This window comes from Bradyrhizobium sp. (genome assembly GCF_035570375.1).
Taxonomy (GTDB): Bacteria; Pseudomonadota; Alphaproteobacteria; order Rhizobiales; family Xanthobacteraceae; genus Bradyrhizobium.
On the sequence record NZ_DATMLW010000006.1, the window covers coordinates 22,921 to 40,427 of the forward strand.

The following is a 17,507-nucleotide window of genomic DNA, read 5'->3' on the forward strand; positions in this document are numbered from 1 at the left end:
TTTCGGAGGTGATCCATGCATATCGAACCCGGCCTTGTGGCCGACAACAAGATCTGGCTCAGCTATGTGACGGCCGCGGGCGCCTGTGGCTACACACTCAAAAGCGCCTATCAGGCGGCGCGCCAGCGCGGCCTCGACTCCACCCTCACCCGCAGCGCGGTCGTGACTGGACTGGTTCTGTCCTTCTTCGAAGTGCTGCCGCACTATCCGGTCGGCGTGTCCGAAGTGCACCTGATCTTCGGCTCCACGCTGTTTCTGGTCTTCGGAGCCGCGCCGGCCGGCATCGGCCTCGCCCTGGGCCTGATGATCCAGGGGCTGTTCTTCGCTCCGTTCGACCTGCCTCAGTATGGCATGAATGTCACGACCCTGCTGGTGCCTTTGTTCGCATTGGAAGCGATCGCCCGCCACATCATCGCGCCGGACACGCCCTATGTGGAGCTGAAATATCGGCAGGCCGTTGCCCTTTCGACCGCGTATCAGGCCGGCATCATCTCATGGGTGGCGTTCTGGGCCTTCTATGGCCAGGGCTTCACGGCCGCGAATGCGGGATCTATTGTCCTGTTCGGCGGTGCCTACGCGCTTGTGATTTTCGTCGAGCCGTTGATCGACCTTGCAGTCCTGTTTGCGGCGAAGTCGTTCCGCGCCCTGAACGACAGTGGCCTCGTCGAGACGCGGCTCTATCAAGCGACCTGATAGCCCTTTCGCAATCGCATGCATTGCCGTCGAAACGTTCGAGGGTGTGTCTGAGCAGCGCCGACGAGGAGAGGTTGGGAGAGGACGTCATGCGCATAGCGATACTTGCTCCGCCGGGCGTTCAATCTCTCGACATCGTCGGCCCGGCGGAAGTCTTCTGGGAGGCCGCCCGGCGTCTGGGGAAGATGGACGCGTATGACATCCAGATCATATCCAGCGGCGCCGCATCGATCGGCGGAACGGGCCAGCTGAAATTCGTTGCCGATCGAACCATCTTCGATCCGGACGAGCCGATCGATACACTTCTTGTTGCAGGGGATCCTTCGTTTCAGGACATCGATCCCGCCATCATCGACTGGTTGCGACGCCGGGCGCCCACAGCGCGGCGCTACGGCTCCATCTGCACCGGGGTCTTCCTCCTTGCCGCGGCCGGGCTGCTCGACGGCAAGCGCGTGACCACCCATTGGGAGTGCGCGCAGAAGTTCAGCACGAATTTTCCGCTTATCGATCTGGACGCCGACGCGATCTATGTCCGCGACGGCGCGTTGATAACCGCTGCCGGCGTCACAGCCGGGATCGATCTCGCTCTTGCTCTCGTGGAGGAGGATCACGGGCGCGACATCGCGATGATCGTCGCGCGCTATATGGTAGTTTTCCTCCGGCGGCCGGGTGGACAGTCGCAGTTCAGCGCACACCTCGTCGGGCAGATGTCGGACATCACGATGGTTCAGAAAGCGCAGGCCTATGTTCTCGCGAACCTGGCCGCTTCCCTGTCAATCGAGCACATCGCGCGCGAGATCGGGATGAGCCCGCGCAACTTCGCGCGCGTCTTCCGCCGTGAACTCGCCATGACTCCGGCCGATTTCATCGCCGCCGCGCGCGTGGACGCCGCCCGCCGGCTCCTGGAGGATACGTCTCAACCGCTGCAGCGAATCGCCAGCACCTGCGGGTTCGGCGATGTGAACACGATGCGCCGGACTTTCGCCAAGAGCATCGGCGTTTCGCCGAATGAATATCGAAAGCGGTTTCAGCACCCAAGCCCAGTTCGGCGACTGACGATCGGATCGGCGTACCAGAATCCGTCACCACTTCAAGCGAGCGCGAGCGTTTCGCGGCACACGGCTTTGAACAAGGCCCCATAGTGTCACCGCGACGCGCATCCCATCGCATCGACCATATGAATCTTCCAATTTTTTATAGATAATCTTCCCCATTATCCATAAGTTGCGCGGTGAGGGCTACACTACCCAAACGGCCTCACGGAGCGCATCCGAATTTTTGATAGATAATCTATGATGGACACGGACGGAAACGTCACGACTGCGGCGCGGATCGCCTCCTCGATCGGAGAGCGAATTATCAGCGGTGCGCTACCGCCCGATGCGCCGTTGCGACAGGACCACCTCGCGCGGGAGTTCAAGTCGAGCCACGTCCCGGTTCGGGAGGCATTTCGACAGCTCGAGGCCCAGTATCTCGTGGTCAGCGTACCGCGCCGTGGCGTGCGGGTTGCGCCGCTCGATGCCAATTCGGTGCGAGAAATCGCCGAGATGCGCGCAGCGCTTGAGGTGGTCGCATTGCGCAATGCCGCGCCGAGGTTGACGCCGACCCAATTTGCCAGAATCGAACTGGCGTTGATCGAAGCCGACAATGCGGAGACGCTTTCCGAATTCGAGACCGCCAACCGCGCTTTTCACGGCGCGCTGGTGGCGTCCTGCGGCATGCCGCGGCTGCTTGCCAGTCTCGACGGATTGCAGCTTGCCAATTCCCGGCTCGTATTCGCGATGGCGCGCAGTGCGGGCTGGCGGCCGCGGTCCAACCCGGACCACCGCCTGATCCTTCAGGCATTACGCGCGCGCAATATCGATCAAGCCTGCAGCCTGCTCGCCCGCCACATCCAGACTATCGAACGACTTGCTGTGCCTGCCGCCTGACTTGGGTCCCTCAGGACGGAAAATCAGCCGGCCTGATCCGGATCCGATCAGCGTGGAGCGACCAGTCGCACAGCGACTGCGTCTCGCAGAACTTTTTCTTGGCGAGCTCCCTGGCATCACCTTCGCTTGCGGCGTCGATTTCAATCGTACTCTGACAAACTTCGGCCTCCCGGCCGTTGCCGCCAAGCACATCCTTCATGAAGAGCACGACAAACCGCGACATGGGACCTCCTGCTGGCTGCGATGGTCTCATGTGGTTTCATATCATCAAACCGGTTTTGACCGATATCAAAACCTGCGCGATGGCCGCGATCGCGCCAGCTGGGTCAATGCGTCACAGCAAACCATCGCATCCAACCGAACGCCGAGAAGATGGGTCACTAATCCATACCCGAAACCTTTCGATTGGAATCGCCATCGAATGGCGGAGGCCACTTCCCGTCCTCGATAACCCGAACGCAGCCCACCTGACTGGAAGACCTGTTGCCGGGCCGCCCTCAGCGTCAAAGGCCTTATCGCGGACTTGCGTATGTTTCCTCCCGGCGGGGCGTACAGGCGATGCCCTACCATGATACGCCGCGCCGAAGCAGATGTCCCCAAAGCCGCAGCCCGCGGGATCGGGCCCTGTCACCAAAGCCGCGGCGAACCGTTGGATTGCGTGGAAAAGTCCGCCGCCGCCACAGCGGCATCACGAAGCCTTGTTTCCTTGCGGGCGCGGGTCGTAGGCCATTCTTTCCAGCGCGGTGAGTGGTCGGGCGGCGCACTTGCTGCGAAAGTGCGCGCCCGGCCGCTTGGCCGGAAGCCGGGCCCGCCCGCACAGAGGCGGCAATTTTGGTCTCGATTATGCCTCAGTTTTAGCTTCCAATGGCTTGGACGAATCCATGGGGGATTGGTCGTCGTGGGGTTGGAAGCGGGGGGTTGATGGCTTTCGACGCAGCTCATGCTGCCGGGCTGTCGCCGCGTCGGTGGTCCGAGACCATCGCGATTGTGTTTGGCTCGGTCATCCTGTCGCTGGGCGCTGCGGCCTGGATTTCCAGTCCGGATCAGACGGCGTTCGCCCTGGCAGCCCTGCCGGGAGCGGCCGACCCTATCTCCTTCGAGGACCGCTACTTTTCGGTACCGCCAGCGGCTAAATCCGCCTTGGCGTGGGATCATTCTGCCCTCACCATCTTGGAGACGAAGCTCCGCACGGCCAGGAGCCTGCTTGCCCGGCGCCTGGTATCAGAGGACTGGCGCGCCGTCTTTGAAGAGCGCAGCAGCGAAGAGCCCAAGATTGATGAGGCCAAGAGCGACGAGGCCAGGGTTGACGAGGCCAAACCATCGCGGACAGCGCTGATCCCGCTGCCGAGGTCCCGTCCCGCTACGGCCGACCTCGAATCACGGCCAGGTTCAGCCTTGGCTCAGGTCAGCAATACTATCCGGCCCGACGACCGCACGCTGCTGCAAAAACTTTCCGACCTGCTGCCGGCGGGGCGGATCACACTGGCTTCGCTCGCGCCAAACGGCGGGTTGTTCCGCCAGGGGCCGGACCTCGCCGCGCTAGGCTTCGACAATCTCACGGCCGTTTACGACATCTCGGCGCACGCCGTTTATTTGCCGAGCGGATTGAGCCTCGAGGCGCACTCGGGAATGGGCAATCTGAGGGACGATCCGGAACATGTCTCCGTGCATATGGCCGGCGCGACGCCGCCGGCCGTCTATGACTTGAAGCCGCGCGAAAAGCCGTTTCACGGTGTCGATGCGCTGCGCATGACCCCGGTCGAGGGCAGCGATATATCGGGACGCTCGGGGCTATTGGTGCATCCGTTCATGCTCGGCCCCAACGGCGATTCAAACGGCTGCGTCTCGATCAGGAACTATGATCGCTTCCTCAAGGCCTTCAACGACGGAGAGGTCAATCGCCTCGTCGTCGTGCCAAGCTTGCGCAGCCTGAGCACCACGGCAATGGCCATGCAGCGCTCATGATCTGGACCCCAAGGGCCGACCCGCTTTAGCGAAAATCGGGAAGTTTTCCCTGGTGCTAAACGCAAGCGCGTTGCACGGCAAGAATATGCTCAAGCAATGATCCAAAGCAGCGACCTGAAGCAGTCGCGCTCTGGCGCCATCATGCAACGACTGCCTCGACACTCTCGTTCTGCGCCGCCAGTGCATCGAGATCGACGAGTTGCGGATCGTCGGGGCTCGGCTCGCTGTTGGCGCCTTCGCTGCCGTGGACGTGAATCAGCGTCTGCACGCGCCGCGCATTCAGATAATCGACATGCTGGTGCCGCAGCGCGAGCGGCAACAGGCATTTTGGCAGCTCGACCAGCGCGAACGCCGGTGCTCTTCGCACCACGCCGTCCTCGCGCCACAGCACGCGATTGAGAGTGTAGATCAGTTGCCGATCGATCTCCGCCGGCGGCGGTGGCTGCGGCTCGGCTGCCGCACCGAGCGTGACGTTCGCGTTGCCCGCGCGCGTTCGCACGGCAGCCGATCTGAGCTCCCAGCAGATCAGATCTGCGGCGGAGAGAACTTCCCGCCGCACCGCCTCCACACTGGCCGAGAACCTGTTCGCTTCCGGAATTGACGCGATGCTTTGGGTAACGGCGTGCACGAGGGCCGTGGCACCGGCACCAAATCCCGGCGCGGCCCGCTCGATCGCCGCAGCCATCGCCTCGATCTGGTCCGCCGTCATATCGCGGTCGCGTTGCGCCCTCGCATCCGACAAGGCGCGCTCGGTCGAAGCGATCTGCTCGTCGAACTCCGCCAGTTCGGCGCGCAGCGCCTTGGCGCGTTCCTCCATGGCGCGCAGGTTCGCCTCCGCCCGGCCGAGCTTGACATCGTCGGCGCCCGTCACCGCCAGGCGTTCGGCCGCCGTACGTTTTTCGCGAACCACCGTTTCGGCGAGGCTTAACCGATCGGCCAGCTTCTGGCGCGCCGCCCGCTTCTCCCTGAGCACAGTCTCGAACCGCTCGACGGGACTAATCTCTCGCTTGAAAAATGCCATGGCAATATCCTCGGCAATATCCTCGACGCCCACTCGCCGAATCAGTAGGGGGCGAAAGTAGCCCGGAACTTGGCTGACATTGCGGCTCAATTCCGCGCGGGTTTGCTGGCCGTCCTGCGCCATGCGCCGAACCGCACGGCCGCGCGCATAGGCTTCCACGTGCTACTGCAATGGCACCGGCAGCGGCGGACGAATCGCGGGTCCTGCCGTCGGGCTTGCGGGGGACGGCCGAACCGCCGCGGCCGAACGCGCCCGGCCTCGCTGGGGAATATCTGCGGACTCCAGATAGGAAGCGAGCTCCCAGGCCGTACCCGAGCTCGTCGCGTAGTGGTCTTTCAGATACATAAACAGCGTGAAACGGAAGCGTCCCTTGGCAAGGCCGCGGGCGCTGCGATGACACGTGGCGCAGCTATCGGCAAACAAACGCGGACCCGACTTGCCCTGATCGAGATTCTGGGCGTGTGCCGCACTTCCGATGAAAAGACAAAGGGCGCCTGTGACCACAAGCCAGCGCAACGGCCTGGGTTGGGGGATGAGGTTTGATGATGTTTGCACGCCGCAATCGTCCTTCGCCGAAGCCACTCTCGACACGTCGGGCACATGCCGACGTTCGCAAAGGCTGGTAGTTTCGAAGAACGTCAAAAACGCGGCGACGCGATTTCGATCCGGAAATGGCCTACGCGCCGGCGGCCGGCAGGCTCGCGGCCGCAATGGCGACGATCTGGGCCAGACGGCGTCCGATCCGGGATCGCCTGGAACGCAGCAATGAATTCAGGTGGCGCATGTCGATGATTCCTGCCGCCTCGGCTAAGGCATCCGGTCAAGGTCGAACCTGGAACCGGGGTATGGGCGTCCACCGCGCCCGTGTCGAGCCCACGGCGAAAATAGCAATGCGGCGAGCGTCTATGCCGTACATGGCAGCTGATTCATTGTTGCCATGACGGTGGCGACGAAGAAAATCTTCTTCGACCGACATCACGCAAAGCTCGCCGCTGAAACGAAAAGCGAGCATTCAACTGACGTCCTAGCCCGGCTTGAATCCAAAGGTGCGCTCGAAGCGCCGGACGTAAGCCGGCCAGACTTGCGGATTAACAAGGCGCGGCGGCCGCCTGCCGTCGAGCGCATCCAGCAGTTGCTCCGCCGCAATCCTTGCCATGTTCTCCCGCGCTTCCCGGGTCACGCCCGCCGTATGCGGGCTTGCCAGCACATTGTCGAACTGCAGCAGCGGGTGATCGGGCGGCGGCGGCTCCTTGGCCCACACGTCAAGGCCCGCGCCCGCGATGCTCTTGTTGCGCAAGGCCTGCTCCAGCGCCGCTTCGTCGTGGATGAAGCCACGCGCGGTGGTGATGAAATAGGCATGCGGCTGCATCAGCGCGAATTCCCGCGCACCGATCATGCCGCGGCTTTCCTTCGTCAGCGGGCAGGAAATCGAGACGTAATCCGAGCGGCGCAGCAACTCCTCCAGCGTGACCTTCTCGCCGCCGCGCTCGGCCATCTCGGTCGCCGAGAGGTAGGGATCGTAGGCGATCACGTTCATGGAAAGCAGGCCCTTGCAAAGCGCGGCGGTGCGGCGGCCGACATTGCCCAAACCCACAATGCCGATCGTCTTGCCCTGCACTTCCGTTCCAATCAGCGCGTTGCGGTTGACATTCGCCTCACGCCTGATCGCGCGGTCGGCCTGGATGATGCGCTTGGAGAGCGTGATCAGCATCGCGAGTGCGTGTTCGGCGACCGAATGGGCGTTGCCGCCGGACTGGTTCACCACGGCCACGCCGGCGGCCGTGCAGGCCTCGACGTCGACAGGATCGTAGCCGGCGCCGTTACTGGAAACGATCAGCAGGTTCGGTGCGCGTTTGAGCAAGTCCTGATCGACGTGGAAATGCCTCGCCAGTTCATCGCGCGCAGCTCCAACCTGGTAGGCATGCGCTGCGGCCACGATCGGCGCAGAAACTTCATCGGGACTTTCGTTCTCGAGCCGGTCGAGCCGAACATCGGGCCGCGCCCGCAAGATGTCGGCATAGATCTCGTTGGCGAGATATCTGACGTAGAACACACGCTTGTTGTTGACGGACATCATCGAGGTACTTTCAGTTCTTCAAAACCGTGGAGGTTGGCGGGATCTGTCACGAGTGCGGTAAATTTGAAGTTCCCATCAGGGTTGCTGCAATCTCATTATAGGAACTTCAAATTCAAAAACCGTAGCTTGCTGGTGCTCTTTTGACTCCAAGGTTCGCATCAGAGGTCGCCGCGAATATTTGCGAGCTTCGGAATCGGAGCACTAGAATGCGGCGCGCGTCGAAATCATTCGGCCTTGATGCCGGCGGCCTTGATGATCGGGGCCCATTTTTCGTACTCGGCATGGATTCTCGCGTCGAATGCTTCCGGCGAGCTACCGATCGGCGAGGCGCCGAGCTTGGCCAGCCGCTCATTGACTTCCGCGGTGTTCAACGCCGTTACGAAATCGCGGGAAAGTTTTGCAGCGAGCTCGGAAGACATGCCGGCAGGCCCCAACAATCCCCACCAGACCTCCGTATCGTAGCCGGGCACGGTTTCGGCCATCGCAGGCACATCGGGAAGGAACGGGCTCCGCGAGGCGGTCGTGACCGCAAGCGCGCGCAGCGTACCGGCTTCCAGTTGTCCCAGCGCTTCAGGGGCGTTGTTGAACGACATCTGGATTTGTCCGCCGAGGAGATCGTTGATCGCAGGCGCGCCACCCTTGTACGAAATGGCCTCGATGTCGATTCTGGCGAGGCTCTTGAGAAGCTCTCCTGCCAGATGCGTCGATGTACCATTGCCGGCATGACCGAAGGACAGGCTTCCGGGTTTGGCGCGCGCCTGCGCGATCACGTCGCCGAGCGTCCGAAACGGAGAATCGGCGCGGACCGGAAGAATGTTGGGCGATGAGGCGAGCAGCGAAATCGGCGTGAAAGCCTTGAAGGTGTCGTAGGGAATTTTTGCATACAGAAGCGGATTGGTGGCGTGACCGCTTGCCACCACGATCAGGGTATAGCCGTCGGGAGCCGACGCCGCCAGCGCCTGCGAGGCAACGACACCGCCCGCCCCCGGCCGGTTCTCGACCACGACCGATTGGCCCCATTTCCGCGAGACCGCATCGCCCAGCGTGCGTGCCAGGATGTCGACCCCGCCGCCGGGCGAATACGGCACGAAAACATGCACGGGCCGGGCGGGAAACGGTGCCTGCGCCGAGACCGCGCCGCTCGCGAACATCGCCACCGTCGCGGCGATTGCAGGAAGCCGCCGGCCCAGCAAGCTGCGGCGCAAGAACCTCAGTCTCAAGGCGTCCTCCCGATATGATCGTTTCGTCTTACGGCTCGCGCCCGCCGCCAGATAGCTCGCATGCGCAGATCGCGCCTGCCGAGGAGGGATGCGAATGTTAGAACCGGACCACTAGCCACGATCGGCACATGTTGACAATCCCACCGATCGCGTCAAGTTTTCCGGCGGTCGCGATCATGTTGCGTAAGGTGCTGGCGAGCTGAAGGAGGATTGAATGGCGGCAACCGATGGACAAGCGTCGCCGATCGTTTCGGGTGAGAGGCCCTGGCACGAAATCGTGCTGCAAACGCTCAAGCGCAACGACGTCAGGCTCGTGACTTACGTTCCCGATCGCGTGCTGACGCGATTGATCCGGGAAATTCACGCCGATCCGTTCTTCACCGCTTTTCCGGCTGCGCGCGAGGAAGAAGCAGTCGGCATCATTTCCGGCGCGTGGATGGGCGGCATGCGCGGCGCGGTGCTGATGCAGACGTCCGGCTTTGCGACACTCGCCAATGTGCTGGCCTCGCTCGCGATCCCCTATCAGATTCCGCTGATCATGTTCGTGTCCGAGCGCGGCACGCTTGGCGAGTTCAACTACGGGCAGTCGCTGGTCTGCCGCACCATGCGCCCGGTGCTCGACTCGCTTGCCATGGAGCACCATACCGTGACCAGGCTCGACGAATTCGAGTTCATCGCCGACCGATCGATCAAGCAGGCGGTCACCACACAGGCGCCGGTGGCGCTGATCCTTTCGCCGCTGTTGACCGGCGGCAAGGTCTTCGACAAGTGAGCGAGCGCATGAAAGAAAACCACCCTGCCCGCAACACCAAGGTGATGAACCGTTTCGATGTCACCTCACGGCTGATCGCCAGGCTGAAGAACGAAGAGGCCGTGATCGGCGGGATCGGCAACACCAATTTCGATCTCTGGGCGGCCGGCCATCGCCCGCAAAACTTCTACATGCTGGGCAGCATGGGCCTCGCCTTCCCGATCGCGCTTGGCGTTGCGCTGGCGCAGCCGAACCGGCGTGTTTTCGCGCTTGAAGGCGACGGTTCGCTGTTGATGCAATTAGGTTGTCTGTCGACCATTGCGACGCTCAAGCCTGAGAATCTCACCATGGTGGTGATGGACAATGGCATTTACCAGATCACCGGCGCCCAACCGACGCCGGCGGCGCGGGTTGCCGATCTCGTTGCGATCGCCGTCAGTTCGGGATTAGTCAACAGCGCGTGGGCTGCCGACGAAGAGGATTTCGAGCGGCTGATCGATCAATCCCTCTCCGCGTCCGGGCCGATGCTGATCGGCGTTCGCATCGATGACAGGCCGGGGACCGCGACGACCCGCCGCGATCCCGTGCAGATCCGGGAGCGCTTCATGCTCGGGCTCGGCGTACGCGAGCCGTTGTGATGCCCTGCATACGCTCGGCCTGGTCCTGTTTCGCGAGGACCTAAAGCATGATGAGATTGGGTTGAACCGTCACCGCGACGAAGGCGTGCTCCCTCTCCCAAGGGGAGAGGGTTGGCATGAGGGGGTGCGCTCGTTCGTAAAAGCATGGCCCTTCACCCGATTTGCTGCGCAAATCGACCTCTCCCCAGCGGGGAGAGGTGAACTGAATTAGTCGAAGCGATTCAACCAAGCTTCATTCGGCTTTAGGCCGGCTCCAGCTCTTCTTGCTTTTCCTCGGCAACGTCAGATGCGCCGTCAAGCGGCAGATCGAGAATCTCTTCGAATTCGACGAAGTTGTCGATCTCGGTGCCCATCGCGATGTTGGTCACGCGTTCGAGGATGAATTCCACCACGACCGGCACGCGATGTTTTTTCATGAGCTCGCGCGCGCTCGCAAACGCGGCCTGCGCATGCCTGGGGTCGGTGACCCGGATCGCCTTGCAGCCGAGCCCCGTGGCGACCGCAACATGGTCGACGCCATAGACCCCGATTTCGGGCGCGTTGATGTTCTCGAACGACAATTGCACCTGATAATCCATGTCGAAACCGCGCTGCGCCTGGCGGATCAGTCCGAGGTACGAGTTGTTCACGACGACATGGATGTAGGGCAATTTGAACTGGGCGCCGACCGCCAGCTCCTCGATCAGGAACTGAAAGTCGTAGTCGCCCGAGAGCGCCACGATTTCGCGCTCGGGGTCGGCGGCCCGCACGCCGAGCGCCGCCGGCAGCGTCCAGCCCAGGGGGCCGGCCTGTCCGGCATTGATCCAGTTGCGCGGCCGATAGACGTTGAGGAATTGGGCGCCGGCGATCTGCGACAGTCCGATGACGCTGACGTAGCAGGTATCCCGCCCGAACGCCTTGCTCATCTCCTCGTAGACGCGCTGCGGCTTGATCGGCACGTTGTCGAAACTGCTCTTGCGCAGCATCGTGGCCTTGCGATCCCTGCACGCGGCAAGCCACGACTGACGCTGCTTGAGCCTGCCGGCTTTGCGCCACTCACCGGCAACCGCGACGAACAGTTCGAGCGCTGCCTTGGCGTCGGACACGATGCCGAGATCGGGATTGAAGACCCGCCCGATCTGGGTCGGCTCGATATCGACATGCACGAAGGTGCGTCCCCTGGTGTAGGTCTCGATCGAACCGGTGTGCCGGTTGGCCCAGCGATTGCCTATTCCGAGCACGAAATCGGATTGCAGCATGGTGGCATTGCCGTAGCGATGGCTGGTCTGCAGACCCACCATTCCCGCCATCAGCTCGTGATCGTCGGGGATGGCGCCCCATCCCATCAACGTGGGCACAACAGGGACGTTGACGGTCTCGGCAAACTGCACCAGCAGATCGCAGGCATCGGCATTGATGATGCCGCCGCCCGCCACGATCAGCGGACGATCCGACGCATTCAGCATCTCGAGAGCCTTCTCGATCTGCTTGCGCGTGGCGGCAGGCTTGTAGAGGGCCAGCGGCTCGTAGGTGTCGGGATCGAATTCGATTTCCGCAAGCTGAACGTCGAGCGGCAGGTCGATCAGCACCGGACCCGGACGGCCCGATCGCATGATGTGGAAGGCCTGGCTGAAGACACGTGGCACCAGCGCAGGCTCGCGCACGGTCACCGCCCACTTGGTCACCGGCCTTGCGATCGACTCGATGTCTACGGCCTGAAAATCCTCCTTGTACAGGCGTGCGCGCGGCGCCTGCCCGGTGATGCAAAGGATCGGAATCGAATCCGCAATCGCCGAATAGAGACCCGTGATCATGTCGGTTCCGGCCGGACCCGAGGTGCCGATGCAGACGCCGATATTGCCGGCCTTCGCACGGGTGTAGCCCTCGGCCATGTGGGACGCGCCCTCGACGTGACGGGCGAGAATGTGGGCGATCGATCCGCGCTTGTTCAGCGCCGAATAAAGCGGATTGATCGCAGCGCCCGGCACGCCGAACGCGCAAACGATACCTTCCTTTTCCAGAATCCTGACCGCCGCATCGATCGCCCGCATTTTCGCCATGTCGCGCCTCCTTGGCCTGCCGATGTGCGAGCTTCGCTCAACTGTGTGCGCGATCTCAATCGAATGCTGTCAGCTTTCCCACGATGTGGCAGGGCTGCAAAAAAGCGCGGCGCTCTCAACCGCTTAGATCGAAATTTGGGTGAAAGGACTTGTAATCACTCCCCCGTAATCCTTGCCACCTCTGGTCGCGTTCTGGCTTGTTACGCTGCGATATCTTGTTTAGACGCCAGCGGCAACGCCACCAACACGCGAACTTATGCCGAGGGGCGAATCATCGTCAATTTTTCAGTTTGGGAGAGCGTCGACGCGCTTGAGCGCTTTGTCTGGCAGACCATCTACAAGCGTTTCTATGGTCGCCGTGCCGATTGGTTTGAGCATTTCGACGGGCCGTCAGTTGTGTTGTGGTGGGTGCCGGCCGGTCACCGGCCGAGCGTCGAGGAAGCTGTCGCGCGCATCGAGCATCTGAAGCAACATGGTCCAGGCAATCACGCGTTTGATTGGCACACTGCATCCGCACAACTTTGGAAGACGGCGCGTTGTGCGCCCCCAGCACAGGTGGCGTAGAAATCAGGGCTCATATAGCCACGTTGCGTCCTACTCGAACAGCGGCGCGAGCTCCATCTGCGGCACCAGCACCAGACCCTTGTCGGTGATGCGGATTTCCGGGATCACCGAGAGCGGGATCAGATTGAAGCCCATATAGGGGATGGTGCAGCCGGCCTCGGCCCATTCTTTTTTGAGCTGCCTGACTTCCTCGGCGACTTCTGTGATCCTCTTGTTCGAGAGCAGGCCTGCGATCGGCAGCGGCACCAGGGCCCTCACCTTGCCTGCCGCGACGACGCAAACGCCGCCCTGTCTCTCCTTGATCGCGGCGAGCGCGACCTGCATGTCGGCCTCGTTGGTTCCGGCGATGACGATGTTGTGGCTGTCGTGTCCCACACTTGAGGCGACCGCGCCGCGGCTTAATCCGAAATTGCTGAGCAGCCCATAGGCGACATTGCCGTTCGACTTGCCGTGACGTTCGACGACGGTCACGAAGCAGAGGCCATGGCGCTCAAACAGGGTCGGCCAATCCCTGGCGGGCTCGATTGTGATTTTCTCGTGGATCAAGGTGATGCCGGGAAGCGCGGTCCTGATCGCATTGACGGTGCAGGCCTTTGCCGGCATCGCAGGCGTCAGCTTGAGCTCTGCCGGCAGCTTCACCGTGTTGTAGGCGGCCTTCGGATATTGATAGCGCTGCGACAGCGCGGCATCCAGCCGCGGCGTGATCTTGCCGTGCTCGACCACGAGTTCGCCGCCATACCAGGTGCATTGCGGCTTCAGATTGTCGTCCATCAGGACAAGGTCGGCACGGCGACCGCCTCCCAGCCCGCCGATGTCGTTCTCCATGCCAAAGCGCGTCGCTCCGTGAAGCGATCCCATCGACCACGCCTGCTCCGGTGACAACCCGGCTTTCACCGCCTCGCGTACCACCCAGTCGAGACCGAACAGGAAGAGATCGTCGGCGTCGCGATCATCGGTGCACACGGCCGTGCGTTTGTGCGAGGCGCCGAGCTCGGTGATGGTGCGGATCGCTTGCGGCAGGCTGTGCCAGGGCGTGGTCGGCGGTCCGCCACGCAAAAACACCCAGACGCCGGCATCGAGCAGGTCGTCGGCGATATCGCGGTCGATCGCCTCATGGGTGTCGGTGACGCCGCTGGCGGCATAGGCCGCGACGAACTCACGGCCATAGACATGACCCGACACCGGGTGGCCGCGCTTGAGTGCAGCGGCAAGAATGGCGTGGCTGCGCTCATCGCCCATGGTGACGGGCACGAAATCCATTTTTTCGCCGAGCGCTACCGCCTCCGGCCAGCGGTCGAAAAGCCCCGCAATCTTGTCCGGCGTCAGGTCGCCGCCCGCGGTTTCGAGCGCGGCGGAGGTCGCAGGAACCGTCGAGGGCACGGTCAGAAAGATCGAGAGCGGCGCCTCGCGCGCATCTTCAAGCATCGCCTCGACGCCGGCGACATCCATGACGTTGCCGATCTCGTGGCTATCACAAAAGATCGTAGTGGTGCCGTTGAGCAGCGCGGCCTCGGCATAGGCGCAGGCCGTCACCATCGAGGATTCGATGTGGATGTGGGGATCGACGAGCCCCGGCGCGACGATGCCGCCAGCCGCATCATAGAGCGCAACGTCGCCAAAAATCTTGCGCGCGGCGCCCGCGCCCTTCACCGCCGCGATGCGGCCGCCCGTGATCCAGACCTCTCTCCCTTTGAGGATGCGCTCGGAATAGGTCGAGAGCACCCGCGCGCCGGTGACGACAAGATCGGGCGAGAGGCGGCCCGATGCAACGTCGGCGAGGCGGCGGGTCATGGTGTGGAGCGGTGCAACCGCAAAACGGGTCAGTCTGGTCATGGGACTTTCTCGCGAAGGCTGGAACTTTTGGTGCGATCGTCGCGCTCCGGATGAGCGCAAGCAAGCTCAAATAAGGCGGCAAGTCTGCTCAGCCGTTGGGCGAGAAGTTTGCACGAATCCGTCGTTGCCGGGCTTGACCCGCCTGCGAGGTCGAAGCCCGCTTGGGCGTGATCGTAGCCGACGCGCAACAGCAGGCATTTTTCAAAAGCGCCGTAAATCATGTTGATGATCATATCGTGGCGCGCTGGCGGATATTCGGCCATAAAAGTTCAGCGAATCCGGCCATCGCCAGGGGGCGATCCGGAAGGGCCAAGTTTTGGCTCTAGCTGAGAATAGGGGCGTTGCGGCAAGTGGCCGGGCAAGCAAGCATGTAAGGCCCGCCGCGTCGCTGGTGGCGGCGGCTATCGCAGGCTTGATCGGAGCCTTGGCCCTAGGGTCGCCGGTTTTCGCGCAAAGTGCGACCTGGCTCACCACTCCGACCGTCGCGGGTCCGGTCGGCGGCACGCTCGATTTCAATGCGAACGCGAACTGGAATCCGGCCACGGCGCCCGGGAGCGTGACACAGACCGGCACCGCCACCTTCGGCGCGTCAACCGGCACCAACATCAGTTTTTCGGCGACCGACAGCATCCTCGACGGATTTACCTTCAATGCCGGGGCGTCGAACTATTCCTTCACGCTCAGCGGCGGTACCAACCGAAACACCCTGGTTTTCAATAGCGTTGGAATCGTCGTTAACGGGGGCAGCGCCAGCTTCACAAATAACGGCGGCGGCGCCTCGCAACAAGCCATCATCACCTTCAATTTGGGAAGCTCCGCCGGCAACGCCACCTTTACAAATAACAGCAACGGCATCACCGAGTTCGGCGATACCAGCACCGCGGGCAGCGCCACCATCACGAATAACAATGGCATCACCCGGTTCGGCTCCTCGCCCGGAGGTCCCGACACCGCTACCGCCGCCAACGCGACCATCACGAACATCAACGGCGGCGCCACCACCTTCTCCGCCAGCACCACGGCCGGCAGAGCCACCATCACCAACACCGGGGGCTTCACTCTATTTATTAGCAAAAGCACGGCGGGCAACGCCAATATTACGAACAATAACGGCGGCATCACCGAGTTCACATCAGGCACCAGCACCGCCGGCAACACCATCATCACCAACAACGCTGGCGGAAGCACTCTATTTCTTAGCAATAGCACGGCGGGCAACGCCAATATTACGAACAATAACGGCGGCATCACCCACTTCGAATCAGGCGCCAGCACCGCCGGCAACGCCATCATCACGAATAACGCCGGCAGCACCGTCATATTCGACACCGGTACCAATGCCGGTAGCGCCACCATCACCAACAACAACGGCGGCGGTCTTTCATTCAACAACAGCACGGCTGCGAGCGCCAACATCATCAACAAGGCTGGCGGCCTTATGCAGTTTTCCGGCACCAGCACCGCCGGCAGCGCCACGATCACCAATAGCGGCTCTGTCAATTTTGGCGACAACAGCACCGGCGGCAATGCGCGCCTGATTAACAGTGATCCTCACGCGACATTCAATTTTTCCGCCAGCACCGGACCCAATGGCGACGGCAATATCAGCGCCGGCTCGATCGAGGGCGGAGGAACCGTCAATCTTGGGAACAATCAGGTAACCGTCGGCGGCAACAATCTCTCGACCACCTTCTCCGGCGTGATCACCGGCGTTGCTGCCATAGGTAACGTCCCGATCATCAAGGTTGGTACCGGCACGCTCGCGCTCACGGGCAACAACACCTATACGGGCCCAACCTTCGTGCTCGGCGGCACGCTGGAGGTGGATGGTTCGATCGTAAGTCCGGCGTTCGCGGGTCCTGGCGCCACGCTGTCGGGCACCGGCACGTTCGGCTCCGGGGCTGGAATCGGCACTGGCGGCACACTGGCGCCCGGCAATGCGGCGAACCCAACCGGCACACTGACGATTGTCGGCGATCTCAGTTTTCAGCCGAACGCATTTTATCTGGTGCAGGTGGGTGCCAGCGCCAGCCAGACCAGGGTCACGATGGCTACGGAGCTTGGAGGGACGGTGCAGGTCGCGGTCACGGGCGGCGCCCAGGGCATGAAGAGCTATGACATCCTGCATTCGAACCTGGGTTTCCTCGGCGGCACGACATTCGCTGGCGTTCAAAGCCTCACCCCGGGATTTACGGCAAGCCTGAGCGAGACCTCGACCGACGTTTTCCTGACGCTGAACGCAAGTCTGGGCTCGGGCGGCGGGTTGAACGGCAACCAGCAAAATATCGCAAACGCCGTCAATAATGCCTTCAATGGGGGCGCCCTGCCGCAAGGCTTTTTCAATCTGTTCTCGCTTTCAGGCGCTTCGCTCACAAACGCGCTGACGCAAGTTTCCGGCGAGACCGCGACCGGTTCACAGCAGACGACGTTCAACGCCATGAGCCAGTTCATGGGCGTGATGACCGATCCGTTCATGGGCCGTGGCGGCAGCCTCACCGGTTCGTCGGCGGCGCTGGGATATGCCGAGGAAGATGGCCGCTTGAGCGCCTATGCGGCAAGCGGCAAGAGTACCGACGCGTTTGCGATGTTCACAAAGGCTGCCCCCTCCACGAAAACTTACGAGCCGCGCTGGAGCGTGTGGGCTTCCGGCTTCGGCGGTTCGCAATCCACCGACGGCAACGTGGCGCTCGGCTCCAACAACACGACGAGCAGCATCGCCGGCACCGCGGTTGGAGCCGACTATCTGCTCTCGCCCAATACGCTTGTCGGCTTTGC

16 protein-coding genes are annotated in these 17,507 nt (G+C 62.4%); 8 read left to right on the forward strand and 8 right to left on the reverse strand.

What is annotated here, in order from left to right; all coding sequences use genetic code 11:
* Nucleotides 1–15: 15 nt before the first annotated feature.
* The 3 genes from VNX23_RS00520 to VNX23_RS00530 all read left to right on the forward strand — a co-directional run bounded on the left by VNX23_RS00520 (nucleotide 16) and on the right by VNX23_RS00530 (nucleotide 2,624).
* Complete coding sequence (locus VNX23_RS00520) at nucleotides 16–693, forward strand: energy-coupling factor ABC transporter permease (RefSeq protein ID WP_325626886.1); 678 nt, start codon at nucleotides 16–18, stop codon at nucleotides 691–693.
* Between the two features lie 89 nt (nucleotides 694–782).
* Nucleotides 783–1,835, forward strand: coding sequence for a GlxA family transcriptional regulator (locus VNX23_RS00525; RefSeq protein WP_325626915.1), 1,053 nt, complete (start codon nucleotides 783–785; stop codon nucleotides 1,833–1,835).
* A 153-nt stretch (nucleotides 1,836–1,988) separates the two neighbouring features.
* Nucleotides 1,989–2,624, forward strand: coding sequence for a GntR family transcriptional regulator (locus VNX23_RS00530; RefSeq protein WP_325626917.1), 636 nt, complete (start codon nucleotides 1,989–1,991; stop codon nucleotides 2,622–2,624).
* A gap of 10 nt (nucleotides 2,625–2,634) precedes the next feature.
* Here the strand turns inward: VNX23_RS00530 and VNX23_RS00535 are convergent, their stop codons facing one another.
* Nucleotides 2,635–2,847 (reverse strand): hypothetical protein, encoded by a 213-nt coding sequence (locus VNX23_RS00535; RefSeq protein WP_325626887.1) that lies wholly within the window; start codon nucleotides 2,845–2,847, stop codon nucleotides 2,635–2,637.
* Nucleotides 2,848–3,545: 698 nt separating this feature from the next.
* Here VNX23_RS00535 and VNX23_RS00540 point away from each other — a divergent pair.
* Nucleotides 3,546–4,589, forward strand: coding sequence for a DUF2778 domain-containing protein (locus VNX23_RS00540; RefSeq protein WP_325626888.1), 1,044 nt, complete (start codon nucleotides 3,546–3,548; stop codon nucleotides 4,587–4,589).
* 139 nt (nucleotides 4,590–4,728) lie between these two features.
* Here VNX23_RS00540 and VNX23_RS00545 read toward each other — a convergent pair whose 3' ends face one another.
* The 4 genes from VNX23_RS00545 to VNX23_RS00560 all read right to left on the reverse strand — a co-directional run bounded on the left by VNX23_RS00545 (nucleotide 4,729) and on the right by VNX23_RS00560 (nucleotide 8,907).
* Nucleotides 4,729–5,769 carry a hypothetical protein gene (locus VNX23_RS00545; RefSeq protein WP_325626890.1) on the reverse strand — a complete coding sequence of 347 codons (1,041 nt, stop codon included), beginning with the start codon at nucleotides 5,767–5,769 and terminating at the stop codon, nucleotides 4,729–4,731.
* A 3-nt stretch (nucleotides 5,770–5,772) separates the two neighbouring features.
* Nucleotides 5,773–6,165 (reverse strand): cytochrome C, encoded by a 393-nt coding sequence (locus VNX23_RS00550; protein WP_414642924.1) that lies wholly within the window; start codon nucleotides 6,163–6,165, stop codon nucleotides 5,773–5,775.
* Between the two features lie 469 nt (nucleotides 6,166–6,634).
* Entirely contained in the window at nucleotides 6,635–7,684 is a 1,050-nt protein-coding gene (locus VNX23_RS00555) for a hydroxyacid dehydrogenase (RefSeq protein ID WP_325626919.1), read from the reverse strand.
* Between the two features lie 227 nt (nucleotides 7,685–7,911).
* Nucleotides 7,912–8,907: a tripartite tricarboxylate transporter substrate binding protein gene (locus VNX23_RS00560; RefSeq protein WP_325626893.1), complete on the reverse strand. Its 996-nt coding sequence runs from the start codon at nucleotides 8,905–8,907 to the stop codon at nucleotides 7,912–7,914.
* Nucleotides 8,908–9,121: 214 nt separating this feature from the next.
* Here VNX23_RS00560 and VNX23_RS00565 point away from each other — a divergent pair, with 214 nt between their 5' ends.
* On the forward strand, nucleotides 9,122–9,679 hold the full coding sequence (locus VNX23_RS00565) for a decarboxylase (protein ID WP_325626895.1): 558 nt from the start codon (nucleotides 9,122–9,124) through the stop codon (nucleotides 9,677–9,679).
* An 8-nt stretch (nucleotides 9,680–9,687) separates the two neighbouring features.
* Nucleotides 9,688–10,296, forward strand: a complete 609-nt coding sequence (locus VNX23_RS00570; protein ID WP_325626897.1) for a thiamine pyrophosphate-dependent enzyme — start codon at nucleotides 9,688–9,690, stop codon at nucleotides 10,294–10,296.
* 242 nt (nucleotides 10,297–10,538) lie between these two features.
* Here the strand turns inward: VNX23_RS00570 and gcl are convergent, their stop codons facing one another.
* Complete coding sequence (gene gcl, locus VNX23_RS00575) at nucleotides 10,539–12,335, reverse strand: glyoxylate carboligase (protein WP_325626899.1); 1,797 nt, start codon at nucleotides 12,333–12,335, stop codon at nucleotides 10,539–10,541.
* A gap of 63 nt (nucleotides 12,336–12,398) precedes the next feature.
* Between gcl and VNX23_RS00580 the strand changes: the two genes are divergently transcribed.
* Nucleotides 12,399–12,899 (forward strand): DUF3291 domain-containing protein, encoded by a 501-nt coding sequence (locus tag VNX23_RS00580; RefSeq protein WP_325626901.1) that lies wholly within the window; start codon nucleotides 12,399–12,401, stop codon nucleotides 12,897–12,899.
* 30 nt (nucleotides 12,900–12,929) lie between these two features.
* On the opposite strand, the gene VNX23_RS00585 is transcribed toward VNX23_RS00580, so the two are convergent.
* Both VNX23_RS00585 and VNX23_RS00590 read right to left on the reverse strand, forming a co-directional pair.
* Nucleotides 12,930–14,732, reverse strand: a complete 1,803-nt coding sequence (locus tag VNX23_RS00585) for an adenine deaminase (RefSeq protein ID WP_325626903.1) — start codon at nucleotides 14,730–14,732, stop codon at nucleotides 12,930–12,932.
* Entirely contained in the window at nucleotides 14,729–14,995 is a 267-nt protein-coding gene (locus VNX23_RS00590) for a hypothetical protein (RefSeq protein ID WP_325626905.1), read from the reverse strand. Before VNX23_RS00590 ends, VNX23_RS00585 begins: the two co-directional genes overlap by 4 nt.
* Nucleotides 14,996–15,156: 161 nt before the next feature.
* Here VNX23_RS00590 and VNX23_RS00595 point away from each other — a divergent pair.
* A partial coding sequence (locus VNX23_RS00595; RefSeq protein ID WP_325626907.1) for an autotransporter outer membrane beta-barrel domain-containing protein occupies nucleotides 15,157–17,507 on the forward strand: 2,351 nt, incomplete at its 3' end.

Bases quoted from the DNA above. Each gene is read 5' to 3' on its own strand.
- VNX23_RS00535 (WP_325626887.1), bottom strand. From the start codon at position 2,847: ATGTCGCGGTTTGTCGTGCTCTTCATGAAGGATGTGCTTGGCGGCAAC.
- VNX23_RS00570 (WP_325626897.1), top strand. From the start codon at position 9,688: ATGAAAGAAAACCACCCTGCCCGCAACACCAAGGTGATGAACCGTTTC.
- gcl (WP_325626899.1), bottom strand. From the start codon at position 12,335: ATGGCGAAAATGCGGGCGATCGATGCGGCGGTCAGGATTCTGGAAAAG.
- VNX23_RS00565 (WP_325626895.1), top strand. From the start codon at position 9,122: ATGGCGGCAACCGATGGACAAGCGTCGCCGATCGTTTCGGGTGAGAGG.
- VNX23_RS00555 (WP_325626919.1), bottom strand. From the start codon at position 7,684: ATGTCCGTCAACAACAAGCGTGTGTTCTACGTCAGATATCTCGCCAAC.
- VNX23_RS00525 (WP_325626915.1), top strand. From the start codon at position 783: ATGCGCATAGCGATACTTGCTCCGCCGGGCGTTCAATCTCTCGACATC.
- VNX23_RS00580 (WP_325626901.1), top strand. From the start codon at position 12,399: ATGCTGTCAGCTTTCCCACGATGTGGCAGGGCTGCAAAAAAGCGCGGC.
- VNX23_RS00540 (WP_325626888.1), top strand. From the start codon at position 3,546: ATGGCTTTCGACGCAGCTCATGCTGCCGGGCTGTCGCCGCGTCGGTGG.
- VNX23_RS00530 (WP_325626917.1), top strand. From the start codon at position 1,989: ATGGACACGGACGGAAACGTCACGACTGCGGCGCGGATCGCCTCCTCG.
- VNX23_RS00585 (WP_325626903.1), bottom strand. From the start codon at position 14,732: ATGACCAGACTGACCCGTTTTGCGGTTGCACCGCTCCACACCATGACC.
- VNX23_RS00520 (WP_325626886.1), top strand. From the start codon at position 16: ATGCATATCGAACCCGGCCTTGTGGCCGACAACAAGATCTGGCTCAGC.
- VNX23_RS00590 (WP_325626905.1), bottom strand. From the start codon at position 14,995: ATGGCCGAATATCCGCCAGCGCGCCACGATATGATCATCAACATGATT.